Origin of the sequence: Listeria cornellensis FSL F6-0969 (assembly GCF_000525855.1) — a bacterium.
Classification (GTDB): Bacteria; Bacillota; Bacilli; order Lactobacillales; family Listeriaceae; genus Listeria_A; species Listeria_A cornellensis.
On sequence record NZ_AODE01000010.1, the window covers coordinates 66,662 to 85,529 of the forward strand.

15 protein-coding genes, 1 tRNA gene and 1 pseudogene are annotated in these 18,868 nt (G+C 42.0%); 15 read left to right on the forward strand and 2 right to left on the reverse strand.

Going from position 1 to position 18,868, the window contains the following annotated elements:
- The 7 genes from PCORN_RS04065 to PCORN_RS04095 all read left to right on the forward strand — a co-directional run bounded on the left by PCORN_RS04065 (position 1) and on the right by PCORN_RS04095 (position 9,424).
- Positions 1–561 (forward strand): hypothetical protein, encoded by a 561-nt coding sequence (locus tag PCORN_RS04065; protein WP_036077774.1) that lies wholly within the window; start codon positions 1–3, stop codon positions 559–561.
- The gene (locus PCORN_RS04070; RefSeq protein ID WP_036077776.1) at positions 536–2,212 is read left to right on the forward strand and encodes a collagen binding domain-containing protein; all 1,677 of its coding nucleotides are present in this window, start codon (positions 536–538) and stop codon (positions 2,210–2,212) included. The genes PCORN_RS04065 and PCORN_RS04070 overlap by 26 nt, the downstream gene beginning before the upstream one ends.
- Positions 2,178–3,155, forward strand: coding sequence for a collagen binding domain-containing protein (locus tag PCORN_RS04075; protein ID WP_206537422.1), 978 nt, complete (start codon positions 2,178–2,180; stop codon positions 3,153–3,155). The genes PCORN_RS04070 and PCORN_RS04075 overlap by 35 nt, the downstream gene beginning before the upstream one ends.
- A gap of 2 nt (positions 3,156–3,157) precedes the next feature.
- Positions 3,158–6,004, forward strand: a complete 2,847-nt coding sequence (locus tag PCORN_RS04080; RefSeq protein WP_036077780.1) for an MSCRAMM family protein — start codon at positions 3,158–3,160, stop codon at positions 6,002–6,004.
- 177 nt (positions 6,005–6,181) lie between these two features.
- Positions 6,182–6,255, forward strand: a tRNA-Ile gene (locus PCORN_RS04085).
- Between the two features lie 1,000 nt (positions 6,256–7,255).
- Positions 7,256–8,653, forward strand: coding sequence for a glycoside hydrolase family 1 protein (locus PCORN_RS04090; RefSeq protein WP_036077782.1), 1,398 nt, complete (start codon positions 7,256–7,258; stop codon positions 8,651–8,653).
- 42 nt (positions 8,654–8,695) lie between these two features.
- Positions 8,696–9,424: a GntR family transcriptional regulator gene (locus PCORN_RS04095; protein WP_036077784.1), complete on the forward strand. Its 729-nt coding sequence runs from the start codon at positions 8,696–8,698 to the stop codon at positions 9,422–9,424.
- 33 nt (positions 9,425–9,457) lie between these two features.
- Here the strand turns inward: PCORN_RS04095 and PCORN_RS19250 are convergent, their stop codons facing one another.
- Together PCORN_RS19250 and PCORN_RS04100 are read right to left on the reverse strand one after the other, a co-directional pair.
- Positions 9,458–9,628, reverse strand: coding sequence for a hypothetical protein (locus tag PCORN_RS19250; RefSeq protein WP_159102528.1), 171 nt, complete (start codon positions 9,626–9,628; stop codon positions 9,458–9,460).
- Between the two features lie 85 nt (positions 9,629–9,713).
- Complete coding sequence (locus PCORN_RS04100; protein ID WP_036077787.1) at positions 9,714–10,517, reverse strand: Lmo2079 family surface lipoprotein; 804 nt, start codon at positions 10,515–10,517, stop codon at positions 9,714–9,716.
- Positions 10,518–10,881: 364 nt separating this feature from the next.
- On the opposite strand from PCORN_RS04100, the gene sufC reads away from it, so the two are divergent.
- The 8 genes and pseudogenes from sufC to PCORN_RS18205 all read left to right on the forward strand — a co-directional run.
- On the forward strand, positions 10,882–11,670 hold the full coding sequence (gene sufC, locus PCORN_RS04105) for a Fe-S cluster assembly ATPase SufC (RefSeq protein WP_036077789.1): 789 nt from the start codon (positions 10,882–10,884) through the stop codon (positions 11,668–11,670).
- Between the two features lie 18 nt (positions 11,671–11,688).
- Positions 11,689–12,981, forward strand: a complete 1,293-nt coding sequence (sufD, locus tag PCORN_RS04110) for a Fe-S cluster assembly protein SufD (protein ID WP_036077791.1) — start codon at positions 11,689–11,691, stop codon at positions 12,979–12,981.
- A 1-nt stretch (position 12,982) separates the two neighbouring features.
- The gene (locus PCORN_RS04115) at positions 12,983–14,209 is read left to right on the forward strand and encodes a cysteine desulfurase (RefSeq protein ID WP_036077793.1); all 1,227 of its coding nucleotides are present in this window, start codon (positions 12,983–12,985) and stop codon (positions 14,207–14,209) included.
- Complete coding sequence (gene sufU / locus PCORN_RS04120) at positions 14,206–14,649, forward strand: Fe-S cluster assembly sulfur transfer protein SufU (protein WP_036077794.1); 444 nt, start codon at positions 14,206–14,208, stop codon at positions 14,647–14,649. The genes PCORN_RS04115 and sufU overlap by 4 nt, the downstream gene beginning before the upstream one ends.
- 24 nt (positions 14,650–14,673) lie before the next feature.
- The gene (sufB, locus tag PCORN_RS04125; protein ID WP_036077796.1) at positions 14,674–16,068 is read left to right on the forward strand and encodes a Fe-S cluster assembly protein SufB; all 1,395 of its coding nucleotides are present in this window, start codon (positions 14,674–14,676) and stop codon (positions 16,066–16,068) included.
- A 388-nt stretch (positions 16,069–16,456) separates the two neighbouring features.
- The gene (locus PCORN_RS18960) at positions 16,457–16,663 is read left to right on the forward strand and encodes a hypothetical protein (protein WP_149024249.1); all 207 of its coding nucleotides are present in this window, start codon (positions 16,457–16,459) and stop codon (positions 16,661–16,663) included.
- A complete protein-coding gene (locus PCORN_RS17130) occupies positions 16,611–18,326 on the forward strand; it encodes a glycosyl hydrolase family 18 protein (protein WP_051999244.1) in 1,716 nt (571 codons plus the stop codon). The genes PCORN_RS18960 and PCORN_RS17130 overlap by 53 nt, the downstream gene beginning before the upstream one ends.
- A 198-nt stretch (positions 18,327–18,524) precedes the next feature.
- A pseudogene (locus tag PCORN_RS18205) lies at positions 18,525–18,847 on the forward strand (SufD family Fe-S cluster assembly protein); the annotation flags it as partial.
- Positions 18,848–18,868: the final 21 nt, after the last annotated feature.

The window sequence follows — 18,868 nt, forward strand, 5'->3', positions numbered from 1 at the left end:
ATGAAAAAAACATTTGCTTGGGTATCTATATTGGCGATTGTACTACAACTTTTCTTACCACAAATAATCTATGCAATACCGACGGATGGGTTGGGCAAGAAGGCATTGACGTTAACTGATATTACTATCAAGGATCAAGAAGTATTACCAACGAATGAAATAGACACGACACTACAGGGTGCTGTGAAAACAGGGAATGAACAGCAAAATATAAGGGTAACGCTTTCTGATAATGTAGTCTTAACTGATGAAAGTGGTGAATTGAAGGATGCAGAGCAACAAGTGATTGGGTCTTATGTGACACATTTACAAGAGATTGTGCTTACAATTAACCCTAATGTGGAGGCCAAAATTGTATTTCCATTTAAGGGGCAGTTGGAAGATACAGATGAACCAAAAGTGACGGTTGAGTTTGATATAGATGGTGAAAAGACAGCGAAAGAAGTGATTTTTAAGCCAGATGAGCCTAAGATAGATGTCGTGACACCGAATCTAGAAAAAAAAACCAGCAACGGATGTTGGGAAGAAGCCACAGTTGAAACGTGCGGCAGTGGATATTAAGAATTTATTAGGGCCGACAGATGAGTTTTTAACGGGGATGAATCTGACTTATACGGACGGGGATGGGAACCCTGTAACAAACCCAACGATTGAGGACAATGTGAATTTTGAGATGGCGTTTGACTTGCCTGAGAGTGTGAGGGAGCAAATGCAAGACGGCGATTATTATACGTTTACCTTGCCAGATGAGATTAAAATTGTGCAAAATCAGAGTTTTCCGTTGAACAATGCGAATGGCGATACGTATGCGACAGCCGTTGTGAACGTGGATGGGACGGTTACGATTACGTTTAATGAACGGGTGACGGAAGAATCGAACATTCATGGAGACTTTCATTTTAGTGGAAAGTTTGATGAGGCGAATATTCCTGGACCTGGTGATATTACGATTGTGATTCCAGGTGAGGAGCAGATACCAGGTATTGATGTGACGGTGAGACCGGATGTAGCGAGCTCTGTGAGTAAAGAGGGGCATTTTGATAAAACACCGAATCCGAATCAGGTGATTTGGAATGTGGATGTTAATAAGGATATGAATCATATTACGAACGCGACAGAGACGGAGAATTTGCCAGAAGGTTTGACGATTACGGGTGTGAAAGTCTACGAGTTGCAAGTAGATTTTGACGGGAATGTGATTCCTGGAGGTGAGGTCGAAATTTCAACAAGTGACTATATGGTCGATGCAGATGGAAAAGTGACTTTTGCGAATGTAATTGATAAGCCGTACCGGATTGAGTATACGACGGATATTGATGCTAGCGTGAAGCCAGGGAATGAGGGTGGCGCGGTTAATTTTACGAATGATGTTACGTTTGACGGGGATGAAATAGAATCGATTCCTGCGGAGGCCTCCGTGACGGCGAATTATAAGGCTGGTCTGGTAAAAGGACAGCCAAACTATCATCCAGAAGACCAGACATTTGATTGGGTAATTAATTATAATCATAATGAGTTTAATATTAAGGAATCCCAAGCCACGGTGCATGATACGATTAGTGGAAATATGACGCTTCAAGATGCTAGTGTTGTTTTGAAGAAGGTTACTTTTGATAGTAATGGAAATCCACAAGAAGGGGACACGCTTGTGCTTGGCATCGACTACAATCTAGTTCCAGCACCTGATGGCAAGGGTTTTGAGATTGTGTTTATTGGTGATGTGGATTATGCTGTGAATATTCATTATACGACACAAGTGGAAGATGTGATTGATAAGGACACAACCTATAGTAATAGTGTTGTGGATGGCAGTGGGAATAAGGATACAGAATCTGGAACCGCTAAACAGCAAGGGTTGATAAAAAATATTGAGAACGTGGACTACGGCAGTAAAACGTTGGATTGGGTTGTTGATATCAATAAAAATAATTACCAAATGGAAAATTGGACGTTCACAGATACGCTCAGTGAAGGTCTGACATGGGTGAATTTACGCTTTAGTATTAGTGATGTGACAACGGGCCAGCCACTACGAGAAGGCATAGATTACACGATGACTTATGATGCAGTAACAAATCAAATCCACGCAGAATTTATTGGGAGTTTCGTGAATACTTCGGATACATTCCGAATTAACTATAAGACGGAATATGACGCGGATGTTTTAGAACAAAGTGGTGAAACGGCTTTTAAAAAATCATGCGACGTCTGATTGGGTGAGTACAACGGATAATACGCATAAAAATCCAGGTGACACGGCAGAATTTAAGCCGAATCCAGCCTCGCAAGATAATGGGTTTAAATTTGGGGAGTATAATGCGCAAGATAAGCTGATTACGTGGACGCTAGGTGTTAATTATAGTAAAGTGGGGCTTGAAAATGCACAAGTAGTGGATAAAATGACAGATAATCAGAACTTTGTGCCAGACAGCTTAAAAATCTTCCATTATTCGATTGCTTCGGACGGCTCTTATGTGAAGGGTGCGGAATTGACACCAGAAGAACGAGCAGAATTCGTCGTAACAGAGCCGTCGGATGGGAATGATAAGACGCTTACAATCAATCTGCCAGATGTGAATTCGTCTCTCAGTCAGTACATGTTTGAATATCAAACATCACTCGTAGGCGAGGTTATTCATGATTCAAGTAGTTACACGAATACGGCAACAGTGAAGAATGATGGACATCCTGATTACGATATTACAGGTAAAGTTTCAGTAGCGCACGGTGGCAGTTACGCTGAAAAAACAGGTACACAAGATGCAGATGGGTTTGTGAATTGGGATGTGATGATTAATCCGAGTCAATCCACGCTAAATAATGTGGTGGTGTCAGATAACCCATCAACAAACCAAGCGATTGATGAAGCATCGATTATGGTATATACAACAAGCATTGATCCATCCGGGAAAATAACACGAGGAGCGCCACTTGATCCAAGTCTATATGATGTGCTACTAACGACAGATAATGTGACGGGATTGCAACATCTAGAAGTGCGTTTCACTGGGCAAATTTCAGCAAGTTATGAATTGGTTTATCGCTCGGTTGTTTTTCTAGATGCGAACGCAGCAACTGGTAAAGTTTCGAATGATATCACTGTCAAAGGAGATAATATCGAGACAGTTACTGGGGGAAAAAAAGCAAGGAAGTAAATGTGAACGTCTCGAATGGTGGTGGAACTGCAGTCGGAACGAAAGGTCAAGTGACACTGCACAAAGTCGATGATGCAGGTAATAAACTAACGGGTGCCAAATTTGAGCTATGGAACCAGGCCAATACAGCAGTCTTACGGGAAGGTTTAGTAGATGCGAATGGTGGGATTATATTTGGTGCTTTACCATATGGGACGTATCTTTTGAAGGAGACGCAAGCACCAGCTGGTGTTTCTGTCTCGACGGAACTGAAAAATGGAAAGCCGATCGAGATCAATGCAACTACTTCGGCGCCCATCGCTTTTACCAACATTGTGAATGAGCGTTCCACTGTAGAGCTTAGCAAGAAGGCGGAAGACAATACGAATCTTGCGGGTGCCACATTTAAACTGGAACAAAAAATTGGTACTACGTGGACTCGAATTCGAGCGAATGAAACGTTTGTCAGTAATCAAGCTGGGAAATTGGTCGTTCGGGGGTTAGATGAGGGGACGTATCGCTTTACCGAAACCAAAGCGCCAACTGTACCTAAATCCTATATTCTGAACACAACACCAGTGGAATTCACAGTGACGAAGGACGGAAATGGTGTCATAGCAAGCCAGACAGTAGGGCCTGTTGTGAATTATCTCGGCGATATTTCTTTTAAGAAAGTAGCGGAGGACGGAACGACAGGACTTGCAGGTGCGATTTTCAAGGTGACACGTGTGGCGGATGGAGCAGGTGCTGTTGTCAATGAAGTGATTACGACGACACTGACTTCGGTTGCAGATGGTTCTGTTCAATTGACTGGACTCGCGCCAGGTCACTATACATTGCAAGAAACAAAAGCACCAACCGGTTACATTTTGAATACGAAAGTGCAGAACTTTGTCATTGCTGCAAGTCAAGCTGGTAATCCGGATACAGTTATTTTAGAAAATCAGGTTAACTATAAAGGTAGCGTTCAATTTATGAAAACTAACGTAGATCATCAAGGTTTGGGCGGTGCGGAGTTTGAAATCCGGAAGTTTGTAGGAAATGATCTTATCCAGACGGTGACGAGTGATGGTACTGGTAAGGTTTCTGCACCTAATTTGGCTCCAGGAATCTATAAGTTGATTGAGACGAAGGCCCCAGACGGCTATATTTTAAATACGGCGAATCATTTCTTTACGATTTCAGCACAGGCAAATGGGCAGCCACAAACGGTGAATCTTGGCGATATAATCAATTACAAGGGAAGTATCGCACTTACGAAAGTCAATGGTCAAGGAGAGCGATTGGCGGGCGCAGAATATACGTTATACGATGACAAGGATGCCGAGTTAGGTGTGTATACATCGAGCAAGGCAGGACTTATCAAAATTGATGACCTATCTCCAGGTGACTATAAACTAGTGGAAACGAAGGCGCCGTTACAGAGCAATGGTCAGAGCTATGTCCTGAATAAGTATCCAGTAGAGTTCACGATTAACGCTTCGCAAAATGGTGTGGTGAAAGAGCTGAATTTAGGGCAATACCAGAACTTTAAAGGCATTGTGAAACTCACCAAAACTGGCGGATCACAGGCGCTAAGTGGTGCTATATTTGATCTTTATAAATTTGGCGAAGATCAACCAATAAAACAAGTAATTTCGGATGACAGCGGGCAAATAGATTATGGCGATGTTGGACCGGGGTATTATAAACTAATCGAGACGAAAGCACCGAATGGCTTTATCATCAATAAAAATCCGATTTACTTCGTTGTCTCAGCAAGTGGTGGTGAGAATCAAGTCATCGATCGTGGGAATTTTGAAAACTTCCAAGCATCGATTGAATTTAATAAAACGGACGAGGATGGTAAACAACTAACGACAGCGGTTTTCGAGCTTATTCAGGTGAGTGATGTAGATGGGAACCAGGTGAATCAGAGCCTGACCAAAGAACTGAAAGCGAATGAAGAAGGTGTCTATCATTTTGACGGGTTGGCTCCTGGTAAATATGAGGTGAAGGAAGTCCGTGCTCCAGATGGCTATATTTTGAATACGAAGCCGCAAACCTTTGAGATTACGGAGGCATTTATGGATAATCCAGGGACCATCAAGTTAGCTGACTTTGTGAATTATAAAGGTAGCGCTGTGTTAAGCAAGGTCAATGAGCAGAATCAAGGCTTGGCAGGTGTTAGTTTTGAATTGACGAATGAGGTGACGAAGGAAACGGCGCCTTTTAAAACAGATGAGGCTGGAAAATTGGTTATGGATGATTTGGATCCAGGGAAATATACGCTGGTGGAAACAAAAGCGAAGGCTGGGTATATTTTGAACACAAAACCAGTGACATTCACAATTGATAGAACGGCATCTGGTATCCCAAAACAGGTGGCACTGGGCACGTTCGTGAACTATAAGGGAAGAGCGGTATTAACGAAAGTAGATGCTGGGAACAAGGCGGAAAAATTGGTGGGTACGCAGTTCAAACTTATCGATGAGAGAGGTAAAACATTGAAATCAGGCTTGACAACAGATAAAATGGGGCAGGTTAACGTCCGAGATTTAAGTCCAGGAAAATATGCTTTTGTAGAAACGAAGGCATCAACGGGTTATCAAATCACAGATGAAGAATATCGCTTCACGATTAATGATAAGGGGACAGGTGTACCGAAAGCTATCACGGTTCAAGCTGAAAACAAGAAGATATCGACTGTTGATCCTACGAGTTCATCAAATAATAATGGAGCGACAGGAAATGGTGGCTCAGATGGTAAGAGTACTTTTTTTCCAGAAACTGGTGATTCAGGTTTGATGTATTTACTGCTTATCGGGGTTATACTACTTGGAATTGGGTTATTCATTTTAAAACCAAATAAAGAGGGGAATAAGCATTGACGAGGCTAAGCTAGGTACAAAAGGTCGGGTTCCATATTTTAAAGGTATACAGCCCATTGATTGTAGTGTATTTTATCTTGGAGCTAACTAACGTAACTTTTTAAGATAAATAGTGCTTCTCAATGTATCGCTTCCTTTAAAATAAATGTTTATACCAATGGGCGGTTACTTTTTTGTGGATCTGTAGCTCAGTTGGTTAGAGCAGACGGCTCATAACCGTCCGGTCGTAGGTTCGAGTTCTACCAGATCCATTGCCAATCATTGCAAAAATGAATCAGATGTATTATTATGGATAGTAACAGCTTTCACTGGCTGTTATTTCTCGAAAAACGGCTGCCTACTTACCGAGGTGGCCGTTTTCTTATGATACAAGAAGCTAGGTTGAAACAGCAAAGCATAGAATCAGAAAACACCCTATCCAAAAGATAGGGTGTTTTAGATATATCTATTCACGTATTAGGATGGTGACTGGGTCCATACCCAACAGTAAAGATGTATACTATCTGCTGTATTTTTAGGGAGTTCTTCTATTGCAAAACTATCTAAATGTGCCAATTTTCGAGCGATTTCAAGCTCTCTTTCTGCACCTGAACGTGTCTCTGTGTGGTCAATGAATAACCGTCCTTTTTGTTAAATCATAACAGTTTTGCTGAAGCGATGTTTTCCGATATTTCGTATTACAGCACCTTCCTTTCAATTATTTAGTACATTCTCAAAAGAAGAGGGTTTTAAATCACATAACTAGATGCAGATCGTTTAGCGATGCAAGGAGCAGTGATAGAAAATGGGAAATATGCATAGTTTCTCTATGAAAAGAGGCGTAGCAAATCTCAGGATTAGAGACTATATTTACAATGTTATCCTTACCTGCCCACTTGCACTAGTTTACGTTATGGATAGTTAACTGTAGCTACCTGTATTATCATGATGACATGATCGCTTGTATTTCCTTTTCCATCTTCTGCTATAAAGGTCACTTCTTGATTAGCTTGCAGACCAGGGAACTTCATGATGGATTGGCTTTTATTGTCGATATCTGCTGTTTCAATATAATAAGAAAGAAGAAATATGTATATCTCTAATTGAATGGTACTATCTATAAGAACTCAATTTGACTTCGTATCTATTTTGTTTTGCAAAAAACATCTCAAATACATCTTTATCAAGTTATAAGTTTATACTTTTAAAAAAATAGGGTATAATAAAGATATCAAACGGGTGCTTGATGCTCGTCTCTTGGAGGTAGAAATGATGAAATATGAATTTCCGCAAGATTTTTGGTGGGGTAGTGCTGCTTCAGGTCCGCAAACGGAAGGGGCTGCTGATGTCGATGGCAGAAAACCGAGTATTTGGGATCATTGGTATAAGGAAGAACCAGGTCGTTTTTTCAATAATGTAGGTCCGGTGAATACGTCTAATTTTTATTATCAATATAAAGAGGATATCCAATTGATGAAGGAAACGGGGCATAATTCGTTCCGGACGTCGATTCAGTGGTCGCGTTTGATTCCTGATGGGATTGGGGAAGTGAATCCGAAAGCGGTGGCATTTTATAATAATGTGATTGATGAAATGCTGGCGAATGGTGTGGAGCCATTTATTAACCTGTATCATTTTGATATGCCGATGTCGATGCAAGAAATCGGTGGTTGGGAAAATCGTGAAGTAGTGAGTGCTTATGCGACTTTTGCAAAAACGTGTTTTGAGTTGTTTGGTGATCGTGTGAGGCATTGGTTTACGTTTAATGAGCCGATTGTTCCTGTTGAAATGGGATATTTGTACGATGCGCATTTCCCGAATGTTGTTGATTTCAAGCGTGCAGTACAAGTGGCGTATCATACAACGGTTGCTCATGCGCTTGCTGTGAAGGAATATCACGCATTGAAGCAAGATGGGGAGATTGGGATTATCCTGAACTTGACGCCGTCTTATCCGCGTAGTCAAAATCCTGCTGATGTTCGTGCGGCGCATATTGCGGATTTGATTTTTAATCGTAGTTTCTTAGATCCTGTGACAAAAGGGGAATTCCCGGCTGATTTAGTAGAAATTTTGAAGGAACACGATGTTTTACCGACGTATACAGAGGAAGATTTAGCGATTATTAAAAACAATATTATTGATATTCTGGGTGTGAATTATTATCAGCCACGCCGTGTGAAGGCGAAGGAATATGCGGCTCATCCGGATGCGCCATTTATGCCGGAGCATTTGTTTGATAACTATGAAATGCCATATCGCAAAATGAATCCGTATCGTGGTTGGGAGATTTTTGAGAAGGCGATTTATGATATTGCGATTAATCTGCGCGATAATTATGGAAACATTCCGTTCTTCATTTCTGAAAATGGGATGGGTGTTGAGGGCGAAGATCGTTATCGTACGGCGGAAGGCTATATCGATGACCATTACCGGATTGCGTTTATTAAGGATCATTTGAAGTGGTTGCATAAGGCGATGGCGGAGGGCGTGAATTGTAAAGGATACCATCTGTGGACCTTTATGGATTGCTGGTCTTGGGCGAATGCGTACAAAAATCGTTATGGCTTGGTTGAAGTGAACTTAGATCAAGATTACAAGCGCACAATCAAATCTTCAGGACGTTGGTATAAAGAGCTTTCTGATAATCATGGTTTTGAGGATGCGGAATAATTTTTATGGTAAAATAGAAAGAAAAAAGAGGTGTTTAGCGTCATGGCAAATAATCAAACAAAATATAGTTTTATCGCGGAAGAGTTGAAAAAGCGTATTTTCGCGAAGGAGTATCCGCTTGATAAACCGATTCCAGATGAAATGACGCTTGCCAAAGAATTTGATTGTAGCCGCATGACGATGAAGAAGGCACTGGAGGTTCTGGTTTTGGAAGGGTTGCTGTATCGAAAGCGCGGGCATGGGACATTTATTATTAAGTCTGCGCTTGATATGGATCGGTTGAACATTCATAGCCAAGAAGTGAACGGCTTTACGAAATTGTTGGAAGGGCGCGATGTAGCGAGTAAAATCGTCCAGTTTCAGGTCACGTTTCCGGATAAGTATGTAGCGGAGCGGTTAAATATTGATTTGGAAACGCCGATTTACGATATTGTCCGGGCACGACTTGTGGACGGTGAGCCTTATGTTTTGGAGCATACGTGTATGCCTGTTGCGTTGATTCCTGGCGTGACGCAAGAAGTGTTGGAGCATTCGATTTATACGTATATTCGCGAACGGCTAAATTTGAAAATCGCCAGTTCTTACAAGCAAATTCGAGCGGATAAGCCGGGACAACTTGATTTTGATTATCTTGATTGTTCGGAGACGGATCCCGTGATTGAAGTCGAACAGACGGTTTATTTGAATAATGGGATGGCGTTTGAGTACTCGAAGTCGCGTCATCGATATGATAAATTTGTATTTACGACGGTGAATATTGCGAGACGGTAGGACGCGAAAATAGCTATGGCACATGTGCCATAGCTATTTTCTTTGAGCGCGGATGATGTCCGTCATCACGTTATCGAGTTCTTTCTTCGTGATGATATCCGCTTTATTCGGTGCCATTGGTATTTTCTCGAAATCTAATAAATTCATCGTAAAATCGAATTTTAACTTCTGCTGATTGTCCGGATTTGCATAATCGAAAGCCATCACTAGTTTTTTGACGCCTTTATCGGAGTCGGGATACACAGTCATGACAGTACTAAGTTGTATTTTCTTATTCTGAATCAGGCTTTTAAGTGTTTTCTTGCATCTCTTTATTACTATCAGCCCAGCTTTCTTTCGCTTGAGATTCCGTCAGGCCAGCTATTTTTGCATAGAGACTAATAAAATCCCGATTGGAATGGAACTCTTCCAGCCAAGCGTTTGCTAATTCTGCGAGTTCTTTCTTGTTAAGCGTGAGTTTAATCGTCCCATTTGTCGTTTGATAATGGCTTTTATCCAGGCTGTTCAACTTTGTATAAAGAAGAAAAGCGGTTTTTCCTTCGATAGCTTGTATTTGATCGGCTTGTTCGTCGACCGTGTTTTCATCGATAACTTGGCCTGTAACATTCTGCAGCGTTTGAAGTAGGTCAACATATTTGCCCTTTAAATCTTCATTTTCAGAAAGTACTTTGGAGTAAACGGAGTCCGTCGCTAAATTGAGCATATTCGTAACGGGTGCTGCTGTTTCGAAAAAATCATTTACAGGAACGAAAATTTTCCCAGTGCTTCCGTTTTGAAAGGAATGCGCAGTCAAATCCATCGTCGGTGCGCCACCGATATGGAGGCCAAATGTATTATAGGTTAAATCGCGTTCCGTATCGCGCGATGTTTTCACAGTGAGATTGCTCGCGGTTAAGGCATCTGGATTCAGACCGTCAAGTGCTTCAAAACCTGATATTGCCTTAGGCTGCAACATGAACGTAGCAGTATATTGTTTATTTTTTACGATATTTCGAAAAGATGACATGAACTCTGATTTTGGTGAACTGCAAGCTGTTAAAAAGATAGCTACCGATAGAACAATCAAAGTCAATGCGATGATGGCTTTCTTCATATTAAATATGCCTCCATTAATTCTTGTTGCGAGGTGATTAAGTATACTCTTGAATATTTCAAAATTATGACGCTAACATAACCATAGCATATAGGCTTCATTTCGACAATCCTTTTTTAAACCTTTTTGAGTGTTTTCGGTGTTACATTTTGGTACACTGGTAGAGGACGCTAATGGCGATTTTCTCAAGTGCTGGCAAGTAAGTGATAATATGAGCGATGGAGGGAAGAACAAGGCTATATCACAAAGCAAGACGTTTTTAAAAAAGAAAGTATTTCGGATAGTTGTAATTAGATTAGAATTATACTAAACTAGAAACATGCGAGATGAAAAATAACACGGAAAAATTAGGAGGTAATTTTTAATGTCAACGTTGAAAATTCAAGATTTACATGTTGAAATAGAAGGAAAAGAGATTTTAAAAGGGGTTAACCTAGAAATTTCTACAGGGGAAATCCATGCAATAATGGGACCTAACGGAACTGGTAAATCGACGCTATCCTCAGCGATAATGGGGCATCCTAAATATGAAGTAACACAAGGAACAATCGAACTTGATGGGGAAGATGTTCTGGAAATGGCAGTAGACGAACGCGCTCGTGCTGGCCTATTTTTAGCCATGCAATATCCGAGTGAAATTAGTGGGGTTACAAACGCCGAATTCATGCGTGCTGCGATTAATAGCCGTCGTGAAGAAGGTAAAGAAATTCCGCTTATGCAATATATCCGTAAATTAGACGAAAAAATGGCTGTTTTGGAAATGGACGAAGAAATGGCTGAGCGTTATTTGAATGAAGGTTTCTCTGGCGGAGAGAAAAAACGTAACGAAATTCTACAATTATTGATGATTGAGCCGACGATTGCGATTTTAGATGAGATCGATTCTGGTCTTGATATCGATGCATTGAAAGTCGTTTCAAAAGGAATCAACGAAATGCGCGGCGAAGGTTTTGGTTGCTTGATTATTACCCATTACCAACGTTTGCTGAATTATATCGAGCCTGATCATGTGCACGTAATGATGCAAGGTAAAGTCGTGAAAAGTGGCGGATCTGAACTTGCGAAGCGCCTAGAGCTTGAAGGATATGACTGGATTAAGCAAGAACTTGGTATCGAGTTTGACGAAGAAGAAGAAACCGTTGACCAAAAATAAGAGAGTGAGGGATAAATCATGACAGAAAATTTAGCAGTAAAAGATGATTTTATCCGTGCTTTTTCAGGCGATTTAGGCGAGCCTGGCTGGTTAACAGAGCTACGGATAAACGCATGGCAACAAGCTTCTGAATTAGCATTGCCGTTTGTAGATAAAACAAAGATTGATCGCTGGAATTTCACGAAGTTTGAGGCTTACGAGGCCTTCCGAGCGGGTGTGACGAACGAAGCATTACCTGAGAACGTGCAGGCCTTAATTGCGGAGGACGCGAATGTGTACGTCCAAATCGATAATCGCCCAGCGCGACTGCATTTAAATAAGGAATTGGCTGACGCGGGTGTTATTTTTACGGATATCATCACGGCGGCGAAGGAACATCCGGAATTGGTGCAGAAGTATTTCATGACCGAAGCGGTAAAAGTGGATGAAAGTCGTTTGACAGCTTTCCATGCAGCGCTTATGAACGGTGGATTGTTCTTATATGTACCGAAAAATGTGGAAGTGAAAGAGCCGATTCAAGCAGTTTTTGCACACGGAAACGCAGCGTCTCCACTTGTGAACCATGTTTTATTGGTTGCGGATGATAATAGCGCCGTAACGTATGTGGAAAACTATGTGACGCTTGACGCGGATAATAAAGGTATTGTGAACATTGTTGCTGAAGTAATCGCGGAAAATAATGCGCAAGTTAAATTCGGTGCGGTGGACAACTTGGGAAGTGGCGCTACGACATATGTTAGCCGCCGTGGACATGTTGGCAACGATAGCCGTGTGGAGTGGGCGCTTGGTTTGATGAACGATGGCGACACGATTAATGAAAACACGACGGACTTGATGGGCAATGGCTCTGTCAGTGACGTGAAAACGGTGACGGTTGGTCGTGGAAAGCAAACGCAAAATATTACGACACGTGTGACGCATTACGGCTTGGCTTCGCTGGGTACGATTTTGTCACACGGTGTTATGAAAGATAGCGCGACAACGATTTTTAACGGTATTGGTCATATTAAACATGGCGCGTCAAAATCGGATGCGCAACAAGAATCTCGCGTGTTAATGCTTAGTCCAAAAGCGCGTGGAGATGCCAATCCAATTCTTTTAATCGATGAAAATGATGTAGTAGCTGGGCATGCGGCGTCAGTTGGCCGTGTGGATCCGTTGCAACTTTTCTACCTAATGAGCCGCGGAATTTCGAAAGAGGAAGCAGAACGTCTTGTTATTCACGGTTTCCTTGATCCAGTTGTGCGTCAACTACCAATCGAAAGTGTAAAACTTCAATTGAAGGAAGTTATCGAAGGGAAAGTGCGCTAACATGACGCTAACTTCGAAAGTTCAGGCTGATTTCCCGATTTTAAAGCAAGAGATCAATGAAAAACCGCTTGCTTATCTGGATAATGCAGCTACTTCTCAAAAGCCGAAGCAGGTCCTAGATGCGGTAATGAAGTATTATGAGTGGGAAAACGCGAATGTTCACCGTGGTGTGCATACGCTGGCGGCTCGTGCGACGGATGCTTATGAAGGAAGTCGTGCCAAGGTTGCGCGTTTTATTGGCGCTCGCGAAACGGCGGAAATTATTTTCACGCGCGGGACGACGACGGCGATTAATATGGTCGCAAACGGTTATGGTGATGCGAATTTGCAAGCTGGAGATGAGATCGTGATTTCCCACTTGGAGCATCATAGTAACTTGATTCCGTGGCAGCAATTGGCAAAACGGACGGGCGCGACGCTTGTTTATATCGATTTGGACGCAGACGCGACGATTACGCTTGCCAATGCCGAAAAAGTGATCAATGAGAAAACGAAAATTGTTGCGATTGCTCACGTTTCTAATGTGATCGGCTCGATTGCACCGGTTCGCGAGATTGCAGATTTGGCGCACTCGGTTGGCGCGGTTATCGTTGTTGATGGCGCGCAAGCTGTGCCACACATGAAGGTCGATGTTCTCGCATTGGACGCTGATTTCTACGCTTTTTCAGGTCATAAAATGATGGCTCCAACTGGAATTGGTGCGCTTTATGGGAAACGGGAATTGCTTGACGAGATGAACCCGACTGAATTTGGCGGCGAAATGATTGATTTTGTGGAGTTACACGATGCCACGTGGAAAGAGCTACCATGGAAAATGGAAGCAGGGACGCCGAACATTGCGGGAGCGATTGGTTTGGGCGCTGCGATTGACTATTTGGAAACGATCGGTTTTGATTTGATTCACAATCATGAAGAAGAATTAACCGCCTATGCGATGACAGAAATGCAAAAGCTAGATGGGATTACGATATATGGTCCATTAGATGCGACGAAGCGTTGCGGACTGATTACGTTTAATTTAGAGGGAGCACATCCCCACGATGTCGCGACAGTGCTTGATGAAGAAGGCGTGGCAATCCGCGCTGGACATCATTGCGCACAGCCGCTCATGAAGTGGTTGGATACGTCTTCCACAGCTAGAGTAAGTTTTTACGTATATAATACCAAGCAGGAGGTCGACCAGTTTATCGCTGGCCTCAAGCTAACAAAGGAGTATTTCGGACTATGAGTGGTCGCAAATTAGATCAATTATATCGCCAAGTTATTATGGATCACTACAAAAATCCGCGTAACAATGGCACATTAGACGACGAAAGTGTCACGATTGACCTGAATAACCCGACGTGTGGTGACGAAATTCATCTCCATCTTAAAGTGGAAAATGAAGTCATTACTGCCGCCAAATTTACAGGTAGCGGATGCTCAATCTCGATGGCGAGCGCTTCGATGATGACTGAGAGCATTATCGGCAAATCAGAAAAAGAAGCCCTCAAAATGTCGCGTGACTTTTCAGAAATGGTACAAGGTCATGAACACGATGTTATCGATGAAAACGGCGATGTCGAAGCTTTATCAGGCGTTGCAAAATTCCCAGCTCGGATCAAATGCGCCACACTTTCATGGAAAGCCATGGAACGTGCCATTTTCGAATTTGAGGGAAAGAAATAATAAGTTTAAAGGAGGATCTTGACTATGACTGAAATTCCAGAAATGGGCGAATATAAATACGGTTTTCATGATAAAGATACATCCGTTTTCCGTAGTGAACGCGGCTTGACAGAAGATATCGTACGCGAAATTTCAAGCATTAAAGAAGAACCGCAATGGATGCTCGATTTTCGCTTGAAGTCTTTAGAACAATTCTACAAAATGCCGATGCCACAATGGGGTGGTGATCTTTCCGAACTGAAATTTGAAGATATTCGCTATTACGTGAAACCATCAGATCACACGGTAAACGATTGGGACGAGGTTCCCGACGAAATCAAGCGTACCTTCGACAAACTCGGAATTCCAGAAGCAGAGCAGAAATATCTTGCCGGTGCTTCCGCGCAATACGAGTCCGAAGTGGTTTATCATAACCTGAAAAAAGATCTAGAAGACATCGGTATCGTCTTCAAAGACACAGATTCAGCGCTCAAAGAAAACGAAGATCTTTTCCGCGAGTATTTTTCAAAAATAATCCCGCCAACTGATAATAAATTTGCAGCGTTAAACTCGGCTGTTTGGTCTGGTGGCTCGTTCATCTACGTTCCAAAAGGCGTGAAAGTGGATACACCGCTCCAAGCCTATTTCCGTATTAACTCGGAGAACATGGGACAATTTGAGCGCACACTGATTATCGTGGATGAAGGCGCAAGCGTAAACTACGTAGAAGGTTGTACCGCGCCAGTTTACACGACCAACTCCCTTCACTCAGCCGTTGTTGAAATCATTGTTAAACGCGATGCATATTGTCGTTACACAACGATTCAAAACTGGGCAAACAACGTGTACAATCTCGTAACCAAGCGTACTTTCTGTGATGAAAATGCGACGATGGAATGGATTGATGGAAACATTGGTTCGAAATTAACGATGAAATACCCAGCCGTTCATCTTCGCGGGGAAGGCGCCCGTGGTATGACACTTTCCATTGCGATTGCTGGTAAAGGACAACGCCAAGATGCTGGAGCGAAAATGCTTCATCTGGCGCCAAACACATCGTCGACCATCGTTTCAAAATCGATTTCCAAACAAGGCGGTAACGTAACCTATCGTGGTATCGTTCACTTTGGCCGTAATTCAGCAGGATCTCGCTCGAATATCGAGTGTGACACGCTAATTATGGATAACGCATCGACATCTGATACCATTCCTTACAACGAAATCTTGAATAGCGACATTTCTCTAGAGCACGAAGCGAAAGTTTCTAAAGTATCTGAGGAGCAACTATTCTATCTGATGAGTCGCGGAGTAACAGAAGAAGAAGCAACAGAAATGATCGTCATGGGCTTCATTGAACCGTTTACAAAAGAACTACCAATGGAATATGCCGTCGAAATGAACCGTTTGATTAAGTTTGAAATGGAAGGCTCGATTGGATAAATCTCCTACACCTATATACTCGATGTTTTCATTGAGGATAGAAATGTTTTAAAGTTAGAGTAACCTGTTGATTTCGGGTTACTCTTTTTATATACGTCTCTCCAAGTAGCGATTAAAATTGACATTTACATAACTTTATTTTAAGATAACGATATGGGAATTTTTGATAAACACCTTCATGGAAGCGCATTCTTTCTCTGCTTGAGAATAATGCCCATCTATTAGTTCAATAAAACAAGACAATCCCTAATCAACATTGAAGAAATCTAGTGAAAAATAGAATGATACGAAAGGGTGGTTTTTGAGGAGATAATATAAGTGGAAAAGCAAATAGCATCAGAGTATTTTACTATAGTAATTAAGAATTATTATATTAGGGGGATTTTTCATGAACATATCATTGAAAAGAAATATTCTGACAGCAGGCTTAGCAATTATCTTAGTACTCTCCGCTGTGATGGCGTTCACAACACATGTGTCCGCGGCATCAAGTACACAGCTTAAACCACATGTAAACATAGGTTACTGGCTTGGCGGTAACGGTGGGTCGAAAAAAAACATTGGCTCAAGCAAGTTCAGGATGGGATGTAATTAACGTTTCATTTATTGAGACGAAAGGCAACTACTATACGCCAAATTTATCAATGGATCTTTCAGCAGTCTATCCAGGTACAGAAGCTCAGCAGATAGCAGCTTTTAAAGCAGATATTCAAACGCTACAAGCTCAAGGTAAGAAGATTGTCATTTCATGCGGAGGACAAAACGGTGTTGTTCATATGGACAATGCTGCCCAGCGGGATACTTTCTTGAACGGCGTTAAAAATATTATTAATGAATACGGCTTTGATGGCTTTGACGTCGACTTTGAGGGTAGTTCTATAGCTGTTATGAGTACTGATAAAATTGGTAATCTGACATCACAGCAGTCAATAAACCTTGAATATTTACTCCGCAATCTGAAAACGACTTACGGATCTGACTTCATTATTTCTGCGGCTCCTGAGTATTGCTATGTTCAAAATGGCGCAATCAGTACAGGTAATGGTGGAGCATTTCTACCTGTTCTTAACGCTACTCGTGATATTTTGACCTATATTCACCCACAATACTATAACGGTTTTAATGGCGACTTCGCTTGGTTACAGCCATCAGCAAATGCCGGTGCGCCTTTTGCACAAGTTTATTCTGCAGAAGGATATACTCGTCTTTCTGAGATGCTCATCACGGGATTCGTAACGATGGATAAAGGGACTTTTACCGGATTACGACCTGATCAAGTTGCTTTCGGAGTTCCTTCCACTACCGGTGCAGGTAACGGGGCACAAAGCGTTTCAGTATACGCGTCAGCCCTAAATAGCCTGCTTGCAAAATATCCTACTTACCGTGGAATTATGACATGGTCCATCGGTTGGGATGAAGCGAACGGAAACAATTTTGTAAACACAATTGCCCCAATCATTAAAGCAGCAAATGATGCAGCTCAACCGTCACCAGATGCGAAAGCTCCGACAATCTCTAGCCAACCTACTGATAAAACTGTCAAGATAGGTGGAACGGCAGACTTAGCGGTAGTCAGTTCTGTATCTAAAGGGACACTTAGCTATCAGTGGTATAAGGCTTCGAGCAAAGTGAACACTGGTGGTACAGCAATAAGTGGTGCAACAAGCGCAACATATAATACACCAACAAATACAGAAGGAACCAACTATTACTACTGTATTGTAACTAACACGGATAGTTCAGCCACAGGAATCAAGACGGCAACAACAAGTAACGCGGTATCTGTAGTTGTTAGTGCGACAAGTAGTGCTGCGACACCTACGATTACCAGTCAACCAACAGATAAAACAACTACTTTGGGTGGAGTAGCAGCTCTGTCAATAGGAGCTAATGTATCACAAGGTACACTTAGTTATCAATGGTATAAGGCTTCTAGTAAAGTGAACACTGGCGGCACAGCAATAAGTGGCGCAACAAGTGCAAGCTACAATGCACCAACTAGCGTCGTAGGTACGAATTATTACTACTGCATTGTAACCAACACGGATAGCTCAGCCACAGGAACTAGTACAGTAACAAGTAATGCCGTGGCAGTCACAGTAAGCTCATTACCAGCTGGAGATACATGGAAGTCTGACACCATTTACGTTGCTGGGGACACTGCTGTATATCAAGGAAAAACGTACAAAGCCAAATGGTGGACACAAGGAGATGTTCCTGGTGCGGCTGAATGGGGACCATGGGAATTGGTTATATAGTAAAGTTACGGAGATAAGGCAACTTAAAGTGACATAGTAATCGCAGAGTCTATTTTTGGAAGTTATATATTGACTTCTCTAAAAAGACTCTGTTTTCGTGTACCAAGGGGGATGTAAGCTTTGCAAAAACATTGGCAACGTCTAAAATAAAAGAGCCGACGTACGTCTTGGAGGTGTAACTGTGGGGGATTAAAAAAAACAATTAAAAACTGGGCCAATAACGTGTACAATATAGTAACCAAGCGTACTTTCTGTGATGAAAATGCGATAATGGAATGGATTGATGGAAACATTGGTTCGAAATTAACGATGAAATACCCAGCTGTTCATCTTCGCGGGAAAGGCGCTGATTATGGATAACGCATCGACATCTGATACGATTCCGTACAAAGAAATTTTGAATAGCGACAGAAATGATCATTATGGGTTTCATTGAGCCGTTTACAAAAGAATTACCAATGGAATATGCCGCTGAAATGAACCGTTTTATTAAGTTCGAAATGGAAGGTTCGATTGGTTAATCCGTTCTTATAAAAAGTAGT